Source organism: Thermus hydrothermalis (assembly GCF_022760925.1).
In the GTDB taxonomy this organism is placed as follows: domain Bacteria; phylum Deinococcota; class Deinococci; order Deinococcales; family Thermaceae; genus Thermus; species Thermus hydrothermalis.
This window is the reverse complement of the sequence record NZ_JAKTNT010000018.1, coordinates 24,741-45,000: the sequence shown is the minus strand read 5'-3', so window position 1 is coordinate 45,000 and position 20,260 is coordinate 24,741. Positions and strand designations below refer to the sequence as shown.

Genomic DNA, 20,260 nt, shown 5'->3' with positions numbered 1-20,260 from the left:
GCCTTAGTGCTCTTGCACCCGCCCACCTGTGTCGGTTTGCGGTACGGGTTCCCGTGGGTTGTGCTTAGAGGCTTTTCTCGGCTCCCTGGCTTCGGGGGGTTGTCACCCTCACGGGCTTCCCCACCACGCAGAGCACACGGGAGGCGGATTTGCCTACCTCCCACCCTGCGCTTCTGGCCGGGCTCGTCCATGGCTCCGGTCCCCCTAGCCTAGAGCGTCCCCCCATCGCACCCACGGGAAGGGCCGGAATATTAACCGGCTGCCCTTCGGCTACGCCTTTCGGCCTCACCTTAGGTCCCGCCTAACCCTACGCTGACGACCATTGCGTAGGAACCCTTGGGCTTACGGCGACAGGGATTCTCACCCTGTTTATCGTTACTCATGCCGGCATTCGCACTTCCCTTACCTCCAGCCGCCCTCGCGGGTCGGCCTTCATCGGCATCGGGAACGCTCCCCTACCGCCTAGGGCATGGGCCCTAGACCCGCAGCTTCGGCGCTGGGCTTAAGCCCCGATCATTTTCGGCGCAGCGTCGCTCGACCAGTGAGCTATTACGCACTCTTTAAAGGATGGCTGCTTCTAAGCCAACCTCCTGGCTGTCTTCGCGACGCCACATCCTTTCCCACTTAGCCCAGACTTCGGGACCTTAGCTGGCGGTCTCGGTTGTTCCCGCGCTCGGACGCGGACGTTATCGCTCGCGCCCTCACTCCCAGGCTCCACCTGGGACCCTTCGGAGTTTGACAGGGTTTGGTAGGCTGGTAGGCCCCCTAGCCCTATCAGTGCTCTACAGGCCCCAGTCAGCACCTGAGGCTGACCCTAAAGTCATTTCGGGGAGAACCAGCTATCTCCGGGTTCGGTTAGCTTTTCACTCCTAACCCCAGCTCATCCGAGGGGTTTGCATCCCCCACCGGTTCGGGCCTCCACTGGGTTTCACCCCAGCTTCACCCTGGCCAGGGCTAGCTCACCCGGTTTCGGGTCCACGGCCGCGGACTAAACGCCCTGTTCGGACTCGGTTTCCCTACGCCTCCGCCTCAACGGCTTAAGCTCGCCCACGACCGTGAGTCGCCGGCTCATGCTTCAATAGGCACGCCGCAACCCTCAACGGGCCGCGACTGCTTGTAAGCCCACGGTTTCAGGCTCTATTTCACTCCCCTCCCGGGGTTCTTTTCACCTTTCCCTCACGGTACTGGTGCACTATCGGTCACCCGGAGTACTTAGCCTTAGGCGGTGGTCCGCCCAGATTCCCCCATGGCTCCACGAACCACGGGGTACTCGGGTACCCTCACCTATCCCCTCGCCTTTCGCCTACAGGGCTTTCACCTTCTCTGGCGCTGCTTCCCAACAGCTTCGGCTAGGCTAGGGATTCGGTATCCGAGGGCCCCACTACCCCGCCCGGACAAGCCGGACGGTTTAGGCTAGTCCCCTTTCGCTCGCCGCTACTCAGGGAGTCGCTTTCGCTTTCCTCTCCTCTGGGTACTGAGATGTTTCAGTTCCCCAGGTTCCCCCCGCCAAAAAGGCGGTGACCCGTGTTCCCACGGGCCGGGTTCCCCCATTCGGAGATCCAGGGATCCACGCCCGCTACCGGCTCCCCCTGGCTTATCGCAGGTAGCCACGTCCTTCATCGGCTCGGGTGCCAAGGCATCCACCGTGGGCCCTTAGCATCTTGACCCTCAAAGGCCACGCTACCGCATGGCCTCCATTCCACATTCCAGCCACCCTAGCTTTCAAGATCCCCCGCCGCCTACCAGGCAGCGCAAAGAAAAGACTACCAGGACCCCCAGAACGTGTCAAGTACCCCCTAGCTCCTGGAGGAGAGTGGGCTCAAGGCCTGGGGTAGCAGGATACGGCCCCAAACCGGTAGCCTTGAGGCATGGTGCCCCGGTACCAGACCCCGGAGATGGCGGCGCTTTGGTCCGAGGAAAGCCGTTACCGCATGTGGGCCTTGGTGGAAGCCTACGCCCTCGAGGCCTGGGAGGCCCTGGGCCAGGTGCCTAGGGGCCTTGCGGCAAGGCTTCTCCGGACCCTGGAGGAAAAACCCCTCACCGAAGCCTTCGCCCGGCGGGTGGCGGAGATAGAGGAAACCACCCGCCACGACCTGGTGGCCTTCACCCGGGCCCTGGTGGAGTGGACCGGGGACGAGGAGGTGGGGCGCTACCTCCACCTGGGCCTCACCAGCTCGGACATCGTGGACACGGCGCAAAACGCCCTCCTGGTGCGGGCTTTGGACCTCATCCTGGAGGAGCTTAAAGGGGTAGAGGAGGCCCTCAAGGCCCTCGCCCTCCGCTACAAGCACACCCCCGCCATCGCCCGCACCCACGGGGTCCACGCCGAGCCCACGAGCTTCGGCCTCCGCTTCCTCTCCTTCTACGCCGCCTTCCTCCGGGACGAGGCAAGGGTAAAAAGGGCTAGGGAAACCATAGGCGTGGCCATGCTCTCGGGTTCCGTGGGCAACTACGCCCACGTCCCCCCCGAGGTGGAGGCCCACGTGGCGAGGCGGCTTGGCCTTCAAGCGGAGCCCATCTCCACCCAGGTGGTCCCCCGGGACCGGCATGCGGAGGTCCTCGCCGCTTTGGCTATCCTCGGGGGCAACCTGGAAAGGGTGGCGGTGGAGCTCAGGCACCTCCAGCGCACGGAGGTCCTCGAGGCCCAAGAACCCTTCCGCGAGGGCCAGACGGGAAGCTCCTCCATGCCCCACAAGAAAAACCCCGTGGGCCTGGAAAACCTCACGGGGATGGCCCGGCTCCTCCGGGGCTACCTCGGACCCGCCCTGGAGAACATCGCCCTCTGGCACGAGCGGGACATCTCCCACTCCTCCGTGGAAAGGGTCATCCTCCCCGACGCCACCACCGCCCTCCACTACGCCTTAAGGCGGCTTAAGGGCATCCTGGAAGGGCTTAGGGTCTTTGAGGAGAACCTCAAGCGGAACCTGGACCTCACCCGGGGCCTCGTCTACTCGCAGCAGGTCCTAAACGCCCTCATCGCCGAAGGCCTCCCCCGGGAAAAGGCCTACGCCCTGGTCCAGCGAAACGCCCTCAAGAGTTGGGAAGAAGGACAAAGCTTCCTAAAGCTTCTGGAAGCCGACCCGGAAAACCCCATCAAGGGGGAGAGGCTAAGGGCGCTTTTTGACCCTCAGGCCTTCCTCCGCCACGTGGACGCCATCTACGCCCGTTTTGGGCTTTAAAATGAGGAAAAGGGCCTTTCGGCCATAAGGAGGGGCATGGAGAAGCTTTACGAGGGCAAGGCCAAGGTCCTCTACCCGGAAGGGGAGGACACCCTAAGGGTCTACTTCAAGGACGAGGCCACCGCCTTTAATGCGCAGAAGCGGGGGGTCATCCCCGGCAAGGGGGTGGTGAACAACAAGGTTTCCGCCGCCCTCTTCCGCCTCTTGGAGGAAAAGGGCGTCAAGACCCACTTCGTGGAGGAGCTCTCGGAGCGGGAGATGCGGGTGAAGCGGGTGAGGATCCTCCCCTTGGAGGTGATCCTCCGCTACAAGGCGGCGGGGAGCTTCGCCAAGCGCTACGGGCTAAAGGAGGGCACGCCCCTTAAGGCCCCCTTGGTGGAGTTCTCCCTCAAGAACGATGCCCTGGGGGACCCCTTGATCTGCGAGGACGCCGTCCTCGCCCTAGACCTCGCCTCCCCCGAGGCCCTAAAGGAGGTGAAGGCCACCACCTTGCGGGTGGGGGAGATCCTGAAGGCGTTCTTCGCGGAAAGGGGCCTGGAACTGGTGGACTTCAAGCTGGAGTTTGGGGAAAGGGAGGGGGAAATCCTCCTCGCCGACGAGATTAGCCCCGACACCATGCGCCTTTGGGACATGGCCACGGGAAAGCCCATGGACAAGGACCGCTTCCGCAAGGACCTGGGGGGCGTGGAAGAGGCGTACCAGGAGGTCCTAAGGCGGGTTTTGGGAGGGTAGATGCCAAGGTACCAGGCCACGCTCCTCATAGAGCTCAAGGACGGCATCCTGGACCCGCAGGGCCGGGCGGTGGAAGGGGTCTTGCGGGACCTCGGCCACCCGGTGGAGTCCGTGCGGGTGGGGAAGGTTTTGGAGATCGTCTTCTCGGCGGAAAACTTCCTCCAGGCGGAGGAAAAGGCCAAGCTCCTGGGAAGCCTCCTCGCCAACCCGGTGATGGAGGTCTACACCCTCGAGGCCCTCAAGGAACTATGAGGTGGGCCATCGTCCGCTTTCCCGGTTCTAACTGCGACGAGGACGCCCGCTTCGCCCTGGAGAAGGCGGGCATGCGGGCGGAGTTCGTCTGGCACACGGAAAGGGACCTGAGGGGCTATGACGGGGTCTTCCTCCCCGGGGGCTTTAGCTACGGGGACTACCTGAGGGCGGGGGCCCTGGCCGCCAAAAGCCCGGTGATGGAGGCGGTGCGCCGCTTCGCCGAGGAGGGGCGGTATGTGATGGGCGTCTGCAACGGCTTCCAGATCCTCACCGAGGCGGGCATCCTCCCCGGGGCCCTCCTCGCCAACCTCAACCTCCACTTCACCTGCAAGGAGGTGGGGGTGCGGGTGGAAAGGACCGACCTCCCCTTCACCCGCCGCTACGCCCAAGGCCAAGTCCTCCGCCTGCCCATCGCCCACGCCGAGGGGCGCTACTACGCCGACCCCGAAACCCTAAGGCGGCTGGAGGGCGAGGGCCGGGTGGTCTTCCGCTACGCCCCCCTGGCCGGGGAGAGGGACTATAACCCCAACGGGAGCCTGAACGACATCGCCGGCATCGTGAACGAGCGGGGCAACGTCCTCGGCATGATGCCCCACCCCGAGCGGGCCGTGGACCCCATTCTGGGAGGGGAGGACGGGCTTCCCCTCTTCCTGGGGCTTTTGGAAAAGGAGGTTCAGCGATGAAACCCAAGGCCATCACCTTTGACTTCTGGGGCACCCTCTTCACCGAGGGGGAGGCGTTTTTGGAAAAGGTCATGCCCGCCCGGTACGAGATCCTCCTGGACGCCCTTTCCGAGGCAGGGCACCCGGCGGAGGAAAGCGAGGTGCGGGAGGCCTACCGGCAGGCGGCCCTGGCCTTTGAGGAGGCCTGGAAGGCGGGGGAACACATGTCCGTGTACGACCGGGTGGCCCGGATCTTCGCCCTCCTCGGGGCACCCCACGACCCCGGGCTCATCGCCCTCACCGCAAGGAGGCTGGAGGAAACCTCCTTGCTCGCCGACCTCAAGCCCCTGCCCGGGGTGGAGGTCCTCAAGGCCCTGGCGGGGAAGTACCCCCTGGCCATCGTTTCCGATACGGGCATGACCCCGGGCCGCCTCCTGAGGGAGCACCTCAAGCGGCAGGGCCTGGACGTCTTCCAGGCCTATAGCTTCTCCGACGAAACGGGGTTCGTGAAGCCCAAGCCCGAGGCGTTTCAGGTGGCCCTCGAGGCCCTGGGGGTGGCCCCCGAGGAGGCCCTCCACGTGGGGGACCTGCCCCACACGGACATCAAGGGGGCCTTCGGCGCCGGCTACCCCTGGGCGGTGCAGTACGTGGGCCTGAGGGAGATGAACGGGGAGGTGAAGCCCACGGCCAAGGTGAAGGACCACCGCGAGCTCCTCCCCCTCCTAGAGTGATGGAAGCCTTGGCCAAGGAAATCGGCATCCCGGAAGGGGAATACCGGGAGATCCTGAGGCGGCTTGGGCGGGAGCCCAACCGGGTGGAGCTCCTCCTTTTCAAGGTGATGTGGAGCGAGCACTGCGCCTACAAGAACTCCCGCCCCCTCCTGAAGGAACTGCCTAAGGAAGGGGAAGCGGTCCTGCAGGGCCCCGGGGAAAACGCCGGCGTGGTGCGCCTGGGGGAAGGGTGGGCGGTGGCCTTCAAGATAGAAAGCCACAACCACCCCTCCGCCGTGGAACCCTTCCAAGGGGCGGCCACCGGGGTGGGGGGGATCCTCCGGGACATCATGAGCATGGGGGCCCGGCCCATCGCCCTCCTGGACTCCCTGCGCTTTGGCCCCCCCGAGGGCCGTAGCCGCTACCTCTTCAAGGGGGTGGTTTCCGGCATCGCCTTCTACGGGAACGCCATCGGGGTCCCCACCGTGGGCGGGGACCTCTACTTCCACGAGGGCTACCGGGAAAACCCCCTGGTGAACGCCATGTGCCTGGGGCTTCTCAGGGAGGAGAACCTCAAGCGAAGCCGGGCCTCCCTGGGCCGGCCCCTCTACTACGCCGGGGCCAAGACGGGGCGGGACGGCATCGGGGGGGCGGCCTTCGCCAGCCGGGAGCTAAAGGAGGAGAAGGAGGAGGACCGCCCGGCGGTGCAGGTGGGGGACCCCTTCTTGGGGAAACTCCTCATGGAGGCCACCCTCGAGGCCATAGAGAAGGACCTGGTGGAAGGCGTCCAGGACATGGGGGCAGCGGGGCTCACCTCTAGCCTCGCCGAGCTCGCCCACAAGTCCGGCCTCGGGGTGGAGCTAGACCTAGACCTCGTCCCCACCCGGGAGGCGGGCATGGCCCCCGAGGAGCTCCTCCTTTCCGAAAGCCAAGAGCGCATGGTCCTGGTGCCCAAGGAGGGAAAAGAAAAGGAACTGGAGGAGGTCTTCCGCAGGTGGGGCCTGGACTGCGTGGCCGTGGCCCGGACCATCCCGGAAAGGGTCTTCCGGGTCCTCCATAGGGGAAAGGTGGTGGCGGAGGTGCCCACGGAGGCCCTGGCGGAAGCCCCCACCTACGTGCGCCTAGCCCAGGAAGACCCCGAGGTGCGGCGCCTCAGGGAAACCCCCATCCCCCCCCTCGAGGCGGACCCCAAGGAGGTCCTGGAAAGGCTCCTCGCCTCCCCCAACCTGGCGAGCCGGGAAGCGGTCTACGAGCGCTACGACCACCAGGTGGGCACCCGCACCGCCTTGGTGCCGGGCAAGGGGGACGCCGCCCTCCTCTGGATCAAGGGCACGCACCTGGGCATCGCCGCCAAGGTGGACCAAAACCCCCGGTATAGCCGCCTCCACCCCCGCCTCGGGGCCATGCACGCCCTGGCGGAGGCCTGCCGCAACGTTTCCGTGGTGGGGGCGAAGCCCCTCGCCTACACGGACGGCCTCAACCTGGGAAGCCCGGAAACCCCCGAGGGCTACTACGAGCTCAAGGAAACCATTGAAGGCCTAAAGGAGGCGAGCGCCGCCCTGGGTGTGCCCGTGGTGAGCGGCAACGTTTCCCTTTACAACGAGGCGGGCGGCAAACGCATCCCCCCCACGGCCATGGTGGGGGTGGTGGGGGTCTTGGACCTACGTCGCCGGGCGGAGATGGGCTTTAGGCGGCCCGGAGAGGTGGTGGTCCTCTTAGGGGAGGAAAGGGGGACGCTTGGGGCGAGCGAGGTCCTCTACCTCCTCACGGGCCTCGAGGCGGGCCACCCCCCCCTCCTGGACCTCGGGCGGGAGAAGGCCGTGCAGGAAGCCATCCGGGAGCTCATCGCCCTGGGCCTCACGGACACCGCCCACGACCTGGCGGAAGGGGGGCTCTTGGTGGCCCTGGCGGAGATGGCCTTCCCCTACGGCTTAGGGGCCACGGTGGAGGTGCGGGAAGCGGGCCTGGAGGCCCTCTTCGGCGAGGCGCCAAGCCGCATCCTCTTCACCGTGGCCAAGGACCGCCTTAAGGAGGCCACGGCCCGCCTGGAGGCCCAGGGCCTTCCCTACCGCATCCTGGGGGAAACCGGGGGGAAGACCCTCACGGTCCTCACCCCCAAGGGAGTGCTAGAGTGGGAGGTGGCCGAGCTTAAGGCCATCTGGCAACGCCCCTTGCGGGAGGTCCTGGATGGATAAGCCACGGGAGGAGTGCGGCGTCCTGGGCCTTTGGAGCGAAACCCCCCTGGACGTGGCGGGGCTTTTGCACCTGGGGCTCCTCGCCCTGCAGCATCGGGGCCAGGAGGCCGCCGGCATCGCCGTCACGGACGGGAAGGAGTTCTTGGTGGAAAAGGACCTGGGCCTCGTGAACCAGGTCTTCACCGAGGAGCGCCTGGGAAAGCTCCGCCTGCCCGGGGCCCGGCTCGGCCTCGCCCACACCCGCTACTCCACCACGGGCTCCAACCTCCGCTTCAACGCCCAACCCCTCACCGCCCGCACCGCCCACGGGGTCTTGGCCATCGCCCACAACGGCAACTTTGTAAACGCCAAGCCCCTCCGCGACCGCCTCCTCCAGGAGGGGGCCACCTTCCAGAGCACCTCGGACACCGAGGTCATGCTCCTCCTCCTGGCTAGGCTTTCCCACCTCTCCCTCCCCGAGGCGGCCCTCGAGGCCATGCGGCGCCTGGAAGGGGGGTACTCCATCCTCCTCATGGACCGCAAGACCCTCCTCGCCCTCAGGGACCCCCACGGGGTGCGGCCCCTCGCCATCGGCAAGGCCCCCTGGGGCTACGCCTTCGCCTCCGAGCCCCCGGCCCTCGCCCTCCTCGGGGCGGAGTACCTGCGGGACGTGCGGCCCGGGGAGGTGGTCTGGGTGGAGGAGGGGGAGCTAAGAAGCCTCCAAGGCCTTCCCCCAAACCCCACCCCTTGCGCCTTTGAATGGATCTACTTCGCCCGGCCCGATAGCCTCCTGGACGGCACCGAGGCCTACGCCGCCCGGGTGCGGATGGGCGAGGAGCTCTTCCGGGAAGCCCCGGCGGAGGCGGACATGGTGGTGCCCGTCCCCGACTCGGGGATTGGCGCCGCCATCGGCTACGCCCGGGCAAGCGGCCTCCCCCTGGAGTACGGGCTCTACAAGAACCCCTACGCCGGGCGCACCTTCATCCAGCCCACCCAGGAGCTTCGGGACCTAAAAACCCGGCTCAAGCTCTCCCCCACCTCGGCGGTGAAGGGCAAGCGGGTGGTGCTCATTGACGACTCCATCGTGCGGGGCACCACCAGCCGCCACATCGTGGCCCTCCTCAAGGAGGCGGGGGCCAAGGAGGTCCACTTCCGCGTCTCCAGCCCCCCCATCCGCTTCCCCTGCTACTACGGCATAGACACGGCGGCCCGCAAGGAGCTCATCGCCGCCCAGAAGAGCGTGGAGGAGATACGGGCCTACATCGGGGCCGACTCCCTGGCCTTCCTATCCGAGGAGGGGGTCAAGCGGGCCATCGGGGGGCCCGTCTGCCTCGCCTGCTTCAACGGCCGCTACCCGGCGGGCGTCCCCGAGGAGGGGGAAAAGCTCGCCTTGGAACTCCTCTAGCGCCGCCTCAGAAAGAAGCCCAGGAGGAAGCCCGAAACCAAGCCCACCAGCAAAAAGGCGAAGGCGAAGGCCCCGGTGGAGGCCAGGTGCCAGCCAAAAAACCAGTAACTGCACACGGCGTACCGCTCCACCTGGACCCGCACCAGCTCGGGCAGGTCGCGGCTCGTGGTGAAGTTGATGAGGAGGATGGTGAGGAGCAAGACGGCAAGGGCCAGGAGGGCCCCCCACTTCACGATGGTGAAGGCGTTCCCTTTCATGGCCTTAGCTTAGCAGGGAGGGAGGGCCTATAATCGCCCTATGGTGGGCACCAGCGTCCGCGACGAGACCCTCTTCCAGCTCATCGCCCTGGAGGAAAAAAGGCAGCGGGAGGGCCTAGAGCTCATCGCCAGCGAGAACTTCGTCTCCAAGCAGGTGCGGGAGGCGGTGGGAAGCGTCCTCACCAACAAGTACGCCGAGGGCTACCCCGGGGCCCGGTACTACGGGGGGTGCGAGGTCATTGACCAGGTGGAGTCCCTGGCCATAGAGCGGGCCAAGGCCCTCTTCGGGGCCCAATGGGCCAACGTCCAGCCCCACTCCGGCTCCCAGGCCAACATGGCGGTCTACATGGCCCTAATGGAGCCCGGGGACACCCTCTTGGGCATGGACCTGGCGGCCGGGGGGCACCTGACCCACGGGGCCAAGGTCAACTTCTCCGGAAGGCTCTACAAGGTGGTTTCCTACGGGGTGCGGCCCGACACCGAGCGCATAGACCTGGACGAGGTGCGCCGCCTGGCCCGGGAACACCGCCCCAAGGTGATCGTGGCTGGGGCCAGCGCCTACCCCCGCCTCTGGGACTTCCAGGCCTTCCGGGAAATCGCCGAGGAGGTGGGGGCCTACTTGGTGGTGGACATGGCCCACTTCGCCGGGCTGGTGGCGGCGGGGCTCCACCCCAACCCCGTCCCCTACGCCCACGTGGTGACCAGCACCACCCACAAGACCCTCCGGGGCCCTCGAGGGGGCCTGATCCTCTCCCAAGACCCCGAGTTGGGCAAAAAGATTGACAAGCTCATCTTCCCTGGGATCCAAGGAGGCCCCCTGGAGCACGTCATCGCCGGGAAGGCGGTGGCCTTCTTTGAGGCCATGCAGCCCGAGTTCAAGGAGTATAGCCGCCTCGTGGTGGAAAACGCCCAGCGCCTGGCGGCGGAGCTTGCCAAGAGGGGCTACCGCATCGTCACCGGGGGCACGGACAACCACCTCTTCCTGGTGGACCTCCGCCCCAAGGGCCTCACGGGCAAGGAGGCGGAGGAGCGCCTGGACGCCGTGGGCATCACCGTGAACAAGAACGCCATCCCCTTTGACCCCAAACCTCCCCGCATCACCTCGGGGATCCGCGTGGGCACCCCCGCCATCACCACCCGGGGCTTCACCCCGGAGGAGATGCCCCTGGTGGCAGAGCTCATGGACCGGGCCCTCACGGAAGGCCCCTCCGAAGCCCTTAGGGAGGCGGTGCGGGCCCTGGCCCTCGCCCACCCCATGCCCTGATGCTGGACCTCCTGGTGGTGGTCCCCCACCCCGACGACGAGAGCTTCGGGGCCGGGGGGGCGCTCCTTTTGGCCAAGGCGGCGGGGCTTCGGACGGGCATCCTCACCCTCACCCGGGGGGAGGCGGGGAGGACCTTAGGCCTCTGCCCCCCAGAGGCCCTTCCCCAGGTGCGCACGGAGGAGCTCTCCCGGGCGGCAAAGCTCCTCCGGGTGGACTTCCTCGAGGTCCTCTCCTTCCCCAACGGCCTGCCCCGGGAGGTGGGGGCGGGGGAGCGGGGGAAGGCCCAAGGGGAAGGCCTTTTGGACCACCCCGAGGCGGAGGAGGCCATCCGGAGCCGCCTCCAAACCCTAAGGCCCCGCTTCGTGGTCACCTTCCCCCCCGACGGCATCAACGGCCACCCCGACCACGTGGCGGCGAGCCGCTACGCCCAAGGGGCGGCCCAGGGCCTCGCCCGGGTGGTCTACATGGTGCGCCCGGAAGGGCCCTACCCCCCAACCCACCGCCTGCGCCTCCCCGAGTGGGCCCTAAAGGAAAAGCTCAGGGCCATCGCCCAGCACAGGACCCAGGCCCTATCCGTCCTCGCCTTCCTGGAGCGGCACCCGGAGAGGCTCTGGACGGAAACCTTCCACGTGGTGGGGGAAAAGGGCCTGGTGGAGGGGCCATGGTGGTGAGGCTTTTGGACCACACCGCCGACATCGGCTTTGAGGTGGAGGCGGAAAGCCTCGAGGGCCTCTTCCAAGCCGCCCTAAAAGGGCTTTTGGCGGTGATGTTCCAAAACCCGCCGGAAGGGGGCAAAAGGAGGCGGCGCCTTTCCCTTTGGGCGGAGGACCTGGACACCCTCCTGGTGCGCTACCTGAACGAGCTCATCTACCTCATCCAGACCAAGGGCTTCGTGCCCGGAAGGGCCCGGGTGCGGGTTCTCCCGGAGGAAGGGGGGTTTCGCCTCCTGGCAAGCCTCCAGGGCGAGCCCTTCCAGGAAGCCTTCGGCTTCCAAGGGGAGGTGAAGAGCGCCACCTTCCACGGCCTCCACGTGGGCCAGGAAGGGGGAAGGTGGCGGGCCCGGGTGATCCTAGACGTGTAGGGCGGCCAAAGCCTCCCGCACCCGCGCAAGAAGCCCCGCCTCCACCAGGGCCTTGGCCCTCAGGAGGGCGTTTTTCACCGCCAGGGCGTCCGCCGAGCCGTGGCCGATGAAGACCGCCCCCTCCACCCCGAGAAGGGGCATGGCCCCGTACTGGGAGGGGTCCACCCGCTCCTTCACCCGGCGCAAAGCGCCCCGGGCCAGGAGGGCCCCCAGCCTCGCCCAGGGGCTCGAGGCGAAGGCCTCCTTAATCCAGGTGAAGAGGACCTTGGCCTCCCCTTCCGCCAGCTTCAGGGCCACGTTGCCCGTGAAGCCGTCCGTGACCACCACCTCCGCCGTGCCCAAGAAGATGTCCCGCCCTTCCACGTTGCCGAAAAAGCGGGGACCCAGGGCTTCCTTGAGGAGGGGATAGGCCTCCTGGACCAAGGCGTTTCCCTTTCCCTCCTCTTCCCCGATGGAAAGGAGGCCCACCCGGGGGCTTGGCACGCCGCTCGCCTCGGCGTAGGCCAGGCCCATGGCGGCGAACTGCACCAGGAAGGGGGGGCGGCAGTCGGCGTTGGCCCCCCCGTCCAGGAGGAAGGTGCGCCCCTTTAGGCTCGGGAACTCCACGAGAAGGGCGGGCCGCTCCACTCCCTTCACCCGCCCCAGGACGAAGAGGGCCGCCGCCATGGTAGCCCCGGTGTGGCCCATGGAGACCACGGCCTCCACCTCGCCCCGCTTGAGGAGCTCCAGGGCCACCCAGATGGAGCTTTGCCGGCGCTTCCGCACCTCGGTGGCGTGCTCCTCCATGGGGATCCAGTCCGGGGCGTGGTATACGGGGAGGCGGCCCCCCAAGCGGGCAAGCTCGGCGTTAAGGCGCCCTTCCTCCCCCACCAAAAGGACCTCCACCCCCTCCTGGGCCGCCAAGAGGGCCCCTTGGACCGTGACCTCCGGGGCCCGGTCCCCCCCCATGGCGTCCAGGGCGATCCTCATGCCTGGGGCAGGTGCTTCTCTATCTTGGCCTGGAAGTTGCGCTTGGGCTGGGCCCCCACCAGGACCTCCACGGGCTGGCCGTTCTTGAAGAGGATCACCGTGGGGATGCTCATCACCCGAAAGCGCATGGCCGTCTTGGGGTTCTCGTCCACGTCCAGCTTGGCCACCACCAGCTTGCCCTCGTACTCCTGGGCCAGCTCTTCCAGGATGGGGGCGATCATGCGGCAAGGGGCGCACCACTCCGCCCAGAAGTCCACGAGGACCAAGGGGTGACCGCCTAAGAGCTCGTCAAAGTTCTGGTCGGTGACCTCGAGGGGCTTCGCCATACCCCCCTACTCTACGGCAAAGCCCCGGAGGGATAAACCCCCCGGGGCCCCGTTTGGGCGCTAACGCTTCTTGCGGCCGCCCTTCTTGCCCTTCCCGCCGCCGAACCCCCCGGTACCCCGGAGGAAGCTCTTGAGCTTGTTCTCAAACTCCGGGGACTGCTTTGGGAGCCGCCTGGGCCGGGGCGGGGGCGCCCCCTCGGGGGCCGGGGTCAGGTCCTTGATGGAAAGGTCCAGCCGCCCCTTGGCGTCCCGGCCCTTCACCATCACCTGCACGATGTCCCCCTCGTTGAGGAAATCCCGGACGTTCTTCACGAACTCGTGGGCGATCTGGGAGATGTGCACGAGCCCCTGCTCCCCGCCCGGCAGCTCCACAAAGGCGCCAAAATCCGTCACCCGCACCACGCGGCCTTCCACGATGCTTCCCGCTTCTATCTCCACTTTCCTTCTCCTCGCGCGGTCCTGCCCGCGATGCCCCCACTATAGCACAAGGGGCGAAACCCCGGAGGCGTCAAGGGCCGCCAAGAGCTCGGCGAAGCGTACCCCCAGCACCGGGTGCCGCCCCTCGGGGAGGAGGTCCAGAAGGGGCACCAAGACGAAGGCCCGCTCGTGGAGCCTCGGGTGAGGCACCTGAAGCCCTTCCTCCTCCAGGACCAGATCCCCGTAGAGGAGGAGGTCCAGGTCAATGGTCCTCGGGCCCCAGCGCTCCTTGCGCTCCCGGCCCAGGGCCCTTTCCACCTCCAGGAGGGCCTGGAGGAGCTCCCTGGGGTCCAAACCCGTGTCCAACTCCGCCACCAGGTTCAAATAGGGGGGTTGCGGGGGGCCCACGGGCGCCGTCTCGTACACGGGAGAAAGGCGGAGAAGACGGGTCTTGGGCAGGCGGGAGAGGAGGGACACGGCGGCCAAGAGGTAGCCCGCCCGGTCCCCCAGGTTGGAACCCAGCCCCACGTAGGCCAGCACGCCCCCAAGTCTATCCCGTTGACACCGGGGGGCAAGCCCCCTACCCTGGAAGAGAGATGGCCGCCCGGGGCAAAACCTAACGGGGCCTGGGAAGCCTGGCTTCCCGGGCCCGCCCCGGGAGCTTTTCTTTGCGGGGGGCACGTATGGTGAAAGAGGACTGGCAGGCGCTTCTGGAAGCCGAGCTCACCCTGGACACCGGGGTCTACACCAAGCACCGCCTCCTCCTGGTCCGGGGCCAGGGAGCCAAGGTGTGGGACGCCGAGGGCAACGCCTACATAGACTGCGTGGGCGGCTACGGGGTGGCCAACCTAGGCCACAGCAACCCCGAGGTGGTGGAGGCGGTGAAGCGGCAGGCGGAAACCCTCATGAGCATGCCCCAGACCCTCCCCACCCCCATGCGGGGGGAGTTCTACCGCACCCTGGTCGCCCTCCTCCCCCCTGAGCTCAACCGGGTCTTCCCGGTGAACTCCGGCACCGAGGCCAACGAGGCGGCCCTCAAGTTTGCCCGGGCCCACACGGGGCGGAAGAAGTTCGTGGCCGCCATGCGGGGCTTCTCCGGAAGGACCATGGGAAGCCTCTCCGTCACCTGGGAGCCCAAGTACCGGGAGCCCTTCCTGCCCCTGGTGGAGCCCGTGGCCTTCGTCCCCTACAACGACGTGGAGGCGCTTAGGCAGGCGGTGGACGAGGAAACGGCGGCGGTCATCCTCGAGCCCGTGCAAGGGGAAGGGGGAGTGCGCCCGGCCACGAGGGAGTTCCTCCAAGCGGCGCGGGAGATTACCCAGGAAAAGGGCGCCCTCCTCATCCTGGACGAGATCCAGACCGGCATGGGCCGCACGGGCAAGCGCTTCGCCTTTGAGCACTACGGGATCGTGCCCGACATCCTCACCCTGGCCAAGGCCATCGGGGGCGGGGTGCCCTTGGGCGTGGCGGTGATGCGGGAGGAGGTGGCGAAGAGCATGCCCAAGGGCGGCCACGGCACCACCTTTGGCGGCAACCCCCTGGCCATGGCCGCCGGGGTAGCGGCCCTGCGCTACCTGGAGCGCACGCGGCTTTGGGAGCGGGCGGCGGAGCTTGGCCCCTGGTTCATGGAAAAGCTTAGGGAGATCCCCTCCCCCAAGATCCGGGAGGTGCGGGGCCTGGGCCTCATGGTGGGCCTGGAGCTTAAGGAGAAGGCGGCCCCCTACATTGAGCGCCTGGAGAAGGAGCACCGCATCCTCACCCTCCAGGCAGGGCCCACGGTGATCCGCTTCCTGCCGCCCCTCGTCATTGAGAAGGAGGACCTGGAAAGGGTGGTGGAGGCGGTGCGCGAAGTCCTGGCATGATGGCCTTAGACCCCGTGGAGTTCCTCAAGGGGGCCCTGGAGATCCCCTCCCCCTCCGGCCAGGAGCGGTTGGTGGCGGAATACCTGGCGGAGGGGATGGAAAGGCTCGGGCTCAAGGGGTTCGTGGACGAGGCGGACAACGCCCGGGGCCAGATAGGGGAAGGCCCCGTCCAGGTGGTCCTCCTGGGGCACATTGACACCGTGCCCGGGGTGGTGCCCGTGCGGCTAGAGGGGGACAAGCTCTTCGGCCGCGGGGCGGTGGACGCCAAGGGCCCCTTCGTGGCCATGATCTTCGCCGCTGCGGGGCTTTCCGAGGAGGCGAGAAGGCGCCTCACCGTCCACCTGGTGGGGGCCACGGAGGAGGAGGCGCCGAGCTCCAAGGGTGCCCGCTTCGTGGCCCCGCGCCTCAAGCCGGACTACGTGGTTATCGGGGAGCCCTCGGGGTGGGAGGGCATCACCCTGGGGTACAAGGGAAGGCTCTTGGTGAAGGCGAGGCGGGAAAAGGACAACTTCCACTCCGCCCACCACGAGCCCAACGCCGCCGAGGAGCTCATCAGCTACTTCGTGGCCATCAAGGCCTGGGCCGAGGCCATGAACGTGGGCCAGCGCCCCTTTGACCAGGTGCAGTACACCCTCCGGGACTTCCGGATCCAGCCCGCCGAGCTCAAGCAGGTGGCGGAGATGTTCTTTGACCTACGCCTCCCCCCGAGGCTTCCCCCGGAGGAGGCCATCCGCCACCTCACGGCCTACGCCCCCCCCACCATTGAGCTAGAGTTCTTCGGGCGGGAGGTGCCCTACCTGGGCCCCAAGGACACCCCCCTGACCCGGGCCTTGCGCCAGGGCATCCGCAAGGCCGGGGGCAAGCCCGTCTTCAAGCTAAAGACGGGGACCAGCGACATGAACGTCCTGGCGCCCCACTGGAAGGTGCCCATGGTGGCCTACGGCCCCGGGGACTCCACCCTGGACCACACCCCTTACGAGCACGTGGAGGTCCCGGAGTTCTTGAAGGGCATTGAGGCCTTGCGTGAAGCGCTAGAGCATCTAGCGCTAACCCCGGGGGGTTAAACAACTGCCTCCTGCCGCCTCGAGGCGCAAAAGACCCCGGGCCAGGTTTAGCTGAGTCTTTCCCACGCCTCCAATACAAGCCTACGGGTGCGGTACTCCCCGTAGCGCTTTATCTCCTTTTCCCTGAGCACCCGGAAGGTTTCCCCGGGAAAACGGCTCCTTTCCCGCCGCTTGCGGTAAGCCGCTTCGTCCAGGGGGTCTTCCACTTCCTCGTAATCGGAAAGGATGTCCTTAAGCTCCCCTTCCGTGAGGTCCTGAGGGTCCAGGATGTAGCGGAGTTGCTTGCGGTTTAGGCCGTAAAGCCTGGCGTAGTAGGCGTCCAGTTCGGCCCGGAGCCTAGCCCGCCTCTCTTCGTCCCATTGGAAGGGCGGGAAGGGGTAGGGGCCCTCGAGCCACGCGGGGGGCTTGTCCAGGTGCGCCGGGGCTTCCTCTCGCCAGCGCCTGATGGCTTCCCGGAGGTCTTCGTCCGCCTCTTCCCAAACGTCCTGGGCTAAGGGGGCTAAGTCCCAGGCGGTGTAGACGAGCTCCAGGACCCGGGGGACGAGGAAGCGGAGGTCCTCTTCCGTGTAGCGGTCGGGGGGGAGGACGGGGAACTGCTTGAGGTAGTGGAAGCTCAAGTCCGTGGCGCCCACTTTTTGGCGGGCGGCATAGTCCAACACCAAACCATTCAGGTTTGCCAGGAGGGTGAGGATGCGGAAGCTTGGCTCGGAGGAAAGGAGCAAGGGGGCCTTTCCCCCCACCCCTAGGCGGGGAAGAACGGTGAAAATCACCGTGCGCTCATCGGTGGCGCGAGCCACGTTGCGAAAGGCGAGGAGCCACCGCCGCCTGGGAAAGCGAGCACCTTCCAGATGGGAAAGGCGCTCCTCCACAAAGCCTTCCGGGAGGTAGTAGGCCGGCGTGACCGAGTACGTAGGGTCAGAAAGGGCCGTAGGCGATAGGGGTTGGATCTCCCCCGAGGCGTAGTCCGCATAGCGATGGTTGTACTGGTGAAACATCTTCGCTTCCCAAAAGGGCACATAGGGTTCCCCTTCCAGGTCCAAGCGGTGACCAAACCGCTTTGCCCCCTTCAGGCTTTGCGGGGAGCGCAGGAAGGGAGAATTGTGTTCTAGAGGCATAAGCAACCCCAAACGAATCTTCCAGGGGTCTTCTTTAGGCGCCTCCTTATAGAAAACGCCAGCCACCCGGTAAAGGTGGCGGGCGAGTTCCGCATCCTGGGGGGTGCGGAAGAGGGGAAGCGTGCATGTGTTCGGGTTGAAAAGGGCAATATCCTCTGCGGATAGCGTCAAAGAACGCTTTTCATCCCGAGCTTCTTCGGGCTCCTTCAGGAAAAAGGCCATCCTGGCCCCTTTGCTTCTGGCGTTAGAGCTTTGCCCTCCCCCCTCAAAGGCCACCAGGGCAAACCGAAAACGGCTATCCACCTCCGGGAAAAACCCTTTTCGGTTTTCAAAGTCATAAACGGTTCGGAGCGTTCCCTTTAGCACCAGATCCCGAAAGAGGCTCAGGCTACCCGAGTCCGTGGCCAAACCGGTGGGCACCAAAAGCCCACAGAAGCCACCAGGACGGCATAAGGAACGAGCGAGCTCGGTAAAAAATTGGTAGGTGTTCGCCCCTTTACCCGTTAAGGGAAAACGGCCCGAAGCCCTGAGAAAGCGGGTCATGCCCTCCTCTTCTCGCAAGCGAGTCCAAGGCGGGTTCCCCAACACCACGTCAAACCCCCCTTGGGCGAAGACCTCGGGGAACTCCAGCCACCAGTGGAAGAAGCGGTGGCGCCTTGCAAGTTCCTCGGCGAGCTCGCTTAGGGCGGGGTCCACCCCATCCTCCAGGGCCCGCCACACCGCTTCCGTGGTGATGAAGGGGCCCTTGCCCTCAAGCCGTTGGAAGAAGGCCGCCGTCCAGAGGTCCGAGGCGAGCTTGAGCCTTCGCCAGGCATCCTTCTCCCTGAGCGCCTCGTAAAAACGAGCCTTGGCCACCACCTCCTGCGGGCAGTTCTCGGGGAGCTGGGCGAACTCTTGAAGGAGTTTGACAAGGTTTTCTCGCTCCTCTTTTAGAACGCTTTCCCTAGGGGGAGTAAAGAGGGTCTGCTCCCCCTCCCGCTGGCAGCGGTTCTCCTTCTTGAGGGAGGCCGCTACCTCCTTGGCGTCCCCTTTCTTGGGGGTAAAGGCTTCCTCGGGTATCCCCTCCGCCAGCACCTCGGGATCCAGAACGCCCACCAGGGAGTTGCCGCACTTCACGCGGTGGACCAGGAAGGTGAGGGGCTTACCTGGCACGTGGCTTTCCATCCAGAGGGCTACCCGGCAAAGCTCCACCGCCAGGGGGTTCAGGTCCACAGCGTAGAGGCAGTTCGCCACCACGTCCCGCACCGCCTGGCGGTACGCCTCGGGAGAGGGCTCCTCCTCCCCGGTGCGCACCTGGGCCAGGCGGCGGGCGAGCCTCCGGGCTACCCCCAGGAGGAAGTGCCCGCTCCCCGAAGCGGGGTCCAGGATCTTGAGGGAGAGGAGGGCTTCCTCACGGGCTTTGGGATCGTCCCCCGCCGCCTTCAGGCGCTCCTCCACCACGGGGTCCAAAGTCTCCCGGAGGACCAGGTCCACCAAGGCTTCCGGGGTGTAGTAGCTCCCCGTGCGCTTTCTCAGCGTACCCGACTGGAAGGCGAAGCGGCGCTCTTCCCCTCGTCCTTCCACCACCGGGGTGTGGTCCAGAAGGCTTTCGTACACCGAGCCCAGTTCCTCCACGTCCAAAGCGGCGTAGTTGATGCGCTTGAGCCCTTCCTTCCCATCCCGGAAGAAGACCAGATGGTGGAACGCCTGGAGGAGGTGGCGGTTGTCCACGGCATACGGGCCCTCCTCGAGGGGGATGGGCTCAAAAAGGTGGCCGTTCAGGACGTCCAAGCCCAGGATCTTGGCGGCGGGCTCGGTCCCCACGAGGAGTCCCGGCTCCCTCAGGAGCCGGAACAGGGTCTTGAGACCAAGCCAGAGGTCGTAATCCTCCGTGTAGGCCTCCTTGTCGGTGGAAAGGTCCAGGAGGCGGTGGGGGGAGAAGGATCGGCGGTAGAGTTCATTCCCTCCCAGGACCCCTCGTGCCTCCGCCACTAGGAGGAAAAGAATGCGGTAGGCGATGCGCAGGAGGTCGCGGTAAAGCGCCTCCGGGTCTTGGGCCAAAACCCTTCCGTCAGGACCCCGGAGGAAGCCCGTGCCGAGGTCTCCAACAAAGCCCTTTACAGCCGCAATCAGGTTTTCCTCACCCTGTTCAACGCAAAGGTCTCCCCCCACGGGTTTAGGCGGGGCCTTCGGGAACCCCAAGGGTACGAGCGCTTCGTGAGGAAGAACCTTCTGAACGGCTTCCACCAGGCCAAGATGAACCCATACCCCAGCATCCCTGCGGGACATCAGAGGACGCAAGTCAAGAATGTCCCCTTGACGGGCTACCAAAACCCAGTCCCGCCCCCTATAGCGGACGAAGGAACCCAGAGAAAGAACACTCACCTCGCCTCTCCGCCTACCCCTTTCCTCGCTTTCCCCTGCGCAAACAGACCAAACATTCTTCAAGCAAACGCGCGACGCCTTCCTAAAAGATACACCACCTTACCCGAAGGGCAGGATAAACTCGCCGGCGTAAAAAGGCAGCCACATACTGGCACTCGGGATGGAAGCCCCCGACAAGTACTTTGCCCCCACACCCCGGAAGCGGTATAGACCCCCGAAGAAGGAGATTGCGGGAACACCTTGTGCTTCTGCGCACAAGAGGCCCTCGAGGGGATGGAAGAAAGACTAAAAAGAGAGGCAACGGCTTTGGAAAGCGGGGTCGCGGACCCTGAGGGAAGCCCCGCCAACACCCCACCCAATAATGGATCCTACTATCGTCCGGGTATGCCTGGCGATGTGTTAGGGAAAGCCCGCAAGACAATGCTCT

18 protein-coding genes and 1 rRNA gene (1 of these 19 running past the window's edge) are annotated in these 20,260 nt (G+C 66.2%); 12 read left to right on the top strand and 7 right to left on the bottom strand.

The genetic code is table 11. The annotated features are described in order from the left end of the window. Nucleotides 1–1,667 (bottom strand): 23S ribosomal RNA (locus L0C60_RS10820) (it extends 1,229 nt beyond the left edge of the window). A gap of 201 nt (nucleotides 1,668–1,868) precedes the next feature. On the opposite strand from L0C60_RS10820, the gene purB reads away from it, so the two are divergent. Genes purB through purF form a run of 7 tightly spaced genes read left to right on the top strand, consistent with a single transcriptional unit; the run spans nucleotide 1,869 to nucleotide 9,114 of the window. Further along, nucleotides 1,869–3,179 carry an adenylosuccinate lyase gene (gene purB / locus L0C60_RS10815; RefSeq protein WP_234507061.1) on the top strand — a complete coding sequence of 437 codons (1,311 nt, stop codon included), beginning with the start codon at nucleotides 1,869–1,871 and terminating at the stop codon, nucleotides 3,177–3,179. 36 nt (nucleotides 3,180–3,215) lie between these two features. Continuing rightward, nucleotides 3,216–3,911, top strand: a complete 696-nt coding sequence (gene purC, locus L0C60_RS10810; RefSeq protein ID WP_234507064.1) for a phosphoribosylaminoimidazolesuccinocarboxamide synthase — start codon at nucleotides 3,216–3,218, stop codon at nucleotides 3,909–3,911. Further along, entirely contained in the window at nucleotides 3,912–4,163 is a 252-nt protein-coding gene (gene purS / locus L0C60_RS10805) for a phosphoribosylformylglycinamidine synthase subunit PurS (RefSeq protein ID WP_234507066.1), read from the top strand. It abuts the gene before it with no gap. Beyond that, on the top strand, nucleotides 4,160–4,846 hold the full coding sequence (purQ, locus tag L0C60_RS10800) for a phosphoribosylformylglycinamidine synthase subunit PurQ (RefSeq protein ID WP_234507068.1): 687 nt from the start codon (nucleotides 4,160–4,162) through the stop codon (nucleotides 4,844–4,846). The genes purS and purQ overlap by 4 nt, the downstream gene beginning before the upstream one ends. Further along, a complete protein-coding gene (locus L0C60_RS10795; protein ID WP_243092748.1) occupies nucleotides 4,843–5,556 on the top strand; it encodes an HAD family hydrolase in 714 nt (237 codons plus the stop codon). Before purQ ends, L0C60_RS10795 begins: the two co-directional genes overlap by 4 nt. Further along, complete coding sequence (gene purL, locus L0C60_RS10790; protein ID WP_234507072.1) at nucleotides 5,556–7,730, top strand: phosphoribosylformylglycinamidine synthase subunit PurL; 2,175 nt, start codon at nucleotides 5,556–5,558, stop codon at nucleotides 7,728–7,730. Before L0C60_RS10795 ends, purL begins: the two co-directional genes overlap by 1 nt. Then, a complete protein-coding gene (gene purF, locus L0C60_RS10785; protein WP_234507074.1) occupies nucleotides 7,723–9,114 on the top strand; it encodes an amidophosphoribosyltransferase in 1,392 nt (463 codons plus the stop codon). The genes purL and purF overlap by 8 nt, the downstream gene beginning before the upstream one ends. On the opposite strand, the gene L0C60_RS10780 is transcribed toward purF, so the two are convergent. Beyond that, on the bottom strand, nucleotides 9,111–9,371 hold the full coding sequence (locus L0C60_RS10780; RefSeq protein ID WP_234507077.1) for a hypothetical protein: 261 nt from the start codon (nucleotides 9,369–9,371) through the stop codon (nucleotides 9,111–9,113). The genes purF and L0C60_RS10780 overlap by 4 nt on opposite strands. 40 nt (nucleotides 9,372–9,411) lie before the next feature. Between L0C60_RS10780 and glyA the strand changes: the two genes are divergently transcribed. From glyA to L0C60_RS10765, 3 genes are read left to right on the top strand one after another with little or no spacing between them, the layout of a single operon-like run. Beyond that, on the top strand, nucleotides 9,412–10,635 hold the full coding sequence (gene glyA, locus L0C60_RS10775; protein ID WP_234507078.1) for a serine hydroxymethyltransferase: 1,224 nt from the start codon (nucleotides 9,412–9,414) through the stop codon (nucleotides 10,633–10,635). A 2-nt stretch (nucleotides 10,636–10,637) separates the two neighbouring features. Further along, nucleotides 10,638–11,306 (top strand): PIG-L deacetylase family protein, encoded by a 669-nt coding sequence (locus L0C60_RS10770; protein ID WP_234507185.1) that lies wholly within the window; start codon nucleotides 10,638–10,640, stop codon nucleotides 11,304–11,306. Next, nucleotides 11,297–11,716 (top strand): archease, encoded by a 420-nt coding sequence (locus tag L0C60_RS10765; protein ID WP_234507080.1) that lies wholly within the window; start codon nucleotides 11,297–11,299, stop codon nucleotides 11,714–11,716. The genes L0C60_RS10770 and L0C60_RS10765 overlap by 10 nt, the downstream gene beginning before the upstream one ends. Here the strand turns inward: L0C60_RS10765 and plsX are convergent. Genes plsX through folK form a run of 4 tightly spaced genes read right to left on the bottom strand, consistent with a single transcriptional unit; the run spans nucleotide 11,705 to nucleotide 13,968 of the window. After that, nucleotides 11,705–12,685 (bottom strand): phosphate acyltransferase PlsX, encoded by a 981-nt coding sequence (gene plsX, locus L0C60_RS10760; RefSeq protein ID WP_234507082.1) that lies wholly within the window; start codon nucleotides 12,683–12,685, stop codon nucleotides 11,705–11,707. The two genes, L0C60_RS10765 and plsX, sit on opposite strands and share 12 nt — an antisense overlap. After that, nucleotides 12,682–13,011 (bottom strand): thioredoxin, encoded by a 330-nt coding sequence (gene trxA, locus L0C60_RS10755; RefSeq protein ID WP_039458248.1) that lies wholly within the window; start codon nucleotides 13,009–13,011, stop codon nucleotides 12,682–12,684. The genes plsX and trxA overlap by 4 nt, the downstream gene beginning before the upstream one ends. A gap of 60 nt (nucleotides 13,012–13,071) precedes the next feature. Beyond that, nucleotides 13,072–13,449, bottom strand: a complete 378-nt coding sequence (locus tag L0C60_RS10750; protein ID WP_234507084.1) for a S1 RNA-binding domain-containing protein — start codon at nucleotides 13,447–13,449, stop codon at nucleotides 13,072–13,074. A gap of 39 nt (nucleotides 13,450–13,488) precedes the next feature. Continuing rightward, the gene (folK, locus tag L0C60_RS10745; RefSeq protein WP_234507086.1) at nucleotides 13,489–13,968 is read right to left on the bottom strand and encodes a 2-amino-4-hydroxy-6-hydroxymethyldihydropteridine diphosphokinase; all 480 of its coding nucleotides are present in this window, start codon (nucleotides 13,966–13,968) and stop codon (nucleotides 13,489–13,491) included. A 143-nt stretch (nucleotides 13,969–14,111) separates the two neighbouring features. On the opposite strand from folK, the gene lysJ reads away from it, so the two are divergent. Together lysJ and L0C60_RS10735 are read left to right on the top strand one after the other, a co-directional pair. Beyond that, nucleotides 14,112–15,290, top strand: a complete 1,179-nt coding sequence (gene lysJ / locus L0C60_RS10740; protein ID WP_234507088.1) for a [LysW]-aminoadipate semialdehyde transaminase LysJ — start codon at nucleotides 14,112–14,114, stop codon at nucleotides 15,288–15,290. Next, nucleotides 15,287–16,354, top strand: a complete 1,068-nt coding sequence (locus L0C60_RS10735) for a [LysW]-lysine hydrolase (protein WP_234507090.1) — start codon at nucleotides 15,287–15,289, stop codon at nucleotides 16,352–16,354. Before lysJ ends, L0C60_RS10735 begins: the two co-directional genes overlap by 4 nt. 47 nt (nucleotides 16,355–16,401) lie before the next feature. On the opposite strand, the gene L0C60_RS10730 is transcribed toward L0C60_RS10735, so the two are convergent. Continuing rightward, nucleotides 16,402–19,509, bottom strand: coding sequence for an Eco57I restriction-modification methylase domain-containing protein (locus tag L0C60_RS10730; RefSeq protein WP_243092747.1), 3,108 nt, complete (start codon nucleotides 19,507–19,509; stop codon nucleotides 16,402–16,404). Nucleotides 19,510–20,260 lie beyond the last annotated feature (751 nt).

Bases quoted from the DNA above. Each gene is read 5' to 3' on its own strand.
- purF (WP_234507074.1), top strand. From the start codon at position 7,723: ATGGATAAGCCACGGGAGGAGTGCGGCGTCCTGGGCCTTTGGAGCGAA.
- purC (WP_234507064.1), top strand. From the start codon at position 3,216: ATGGAGAAGCTTTACGAGGGCAAGGCCAAGGTCCTCTACCCGGAAGGG.
- L0C60_RS10765 (WP_234507080.1), top strand. From the start codon at position 11,297: ATGGTGGTGAGGCTTTTGGACCACACCGCCGACATCGGCTTTGAGGTG.
- L0C60_RS10795 (WP_243092748.1), top strand. From the start codon at position 4,843: ATGAAACCCAAGGCCATCACCTTTGACTTCTGGGGCACCCTCTTCACC.
- glyA (WP_234507078.1), top strand. From the start codon at position 9,412: ATGGTGGGCACCAGCGTCCGCGACGAGACCCTCTTCCAGCTCATCGCC.
- purS (WP_234507066.1), top strand. From the start codon at position 3,912: ATGCCAAGGTACCAGGCCACGCTCCTCATAGAGCTCAAGGACGGCATC.
- lysJ (WP_234507088.1), top strand. From the start codon at position 14,112: ATGGTGAAAGAGGACTGGCAGGCGCTTCTGGAAGCCGAGCTCACCCTG.
- trxA (WP_039458248.1), bottom strand. From the start codon at position 13,011: ATGGCGAAGCCCCTCGAGGTCACCGACCAGAACTTTGACGAGCTCTTA.
- L0C60_RS10735 (WP_234507090.1), top strand. From the start codon at position 15,287: ATGATGGCCTTAGACCCCGTGGAGTTCCTCAAGGGGGCCCTGGAGATC.
- purB (WP_234507061.1), top strand. From the start codon at position 1,869: ATGGTGCCCCGGTACCAGACCCCGGAGATGGCGGCGCTTTGGTCCGAG.
- purQ (WP_234507068.1), top strand. From the start codon at position 4,160: ATGAGGTGGGCCATCGTCCGCTTTCCCGGTTCTAACTGCGACGAGGAC.
- purL (WP_234507072.1), top strand. From the start codon at position 5,556: ATGGAAGCCTTGGCCAAGGAAATCGGCATCCCGGAAGGGGAATACCGG.
- plsX (WP_234507082.1), bottom strand. From the start codon at position 12,685: ATGAGGATCGCCCTGGACGCCATGGGGGGGGACCGGGCCCCGGAGGTC.
- L0C60_RS10780 (WP_234507077.1), bottom strand. From the start codon at position 9,371: ATGAAAGGGAACGCCTTCACCATCGTGAAGTGGGGGGCCCTCCTGGCC.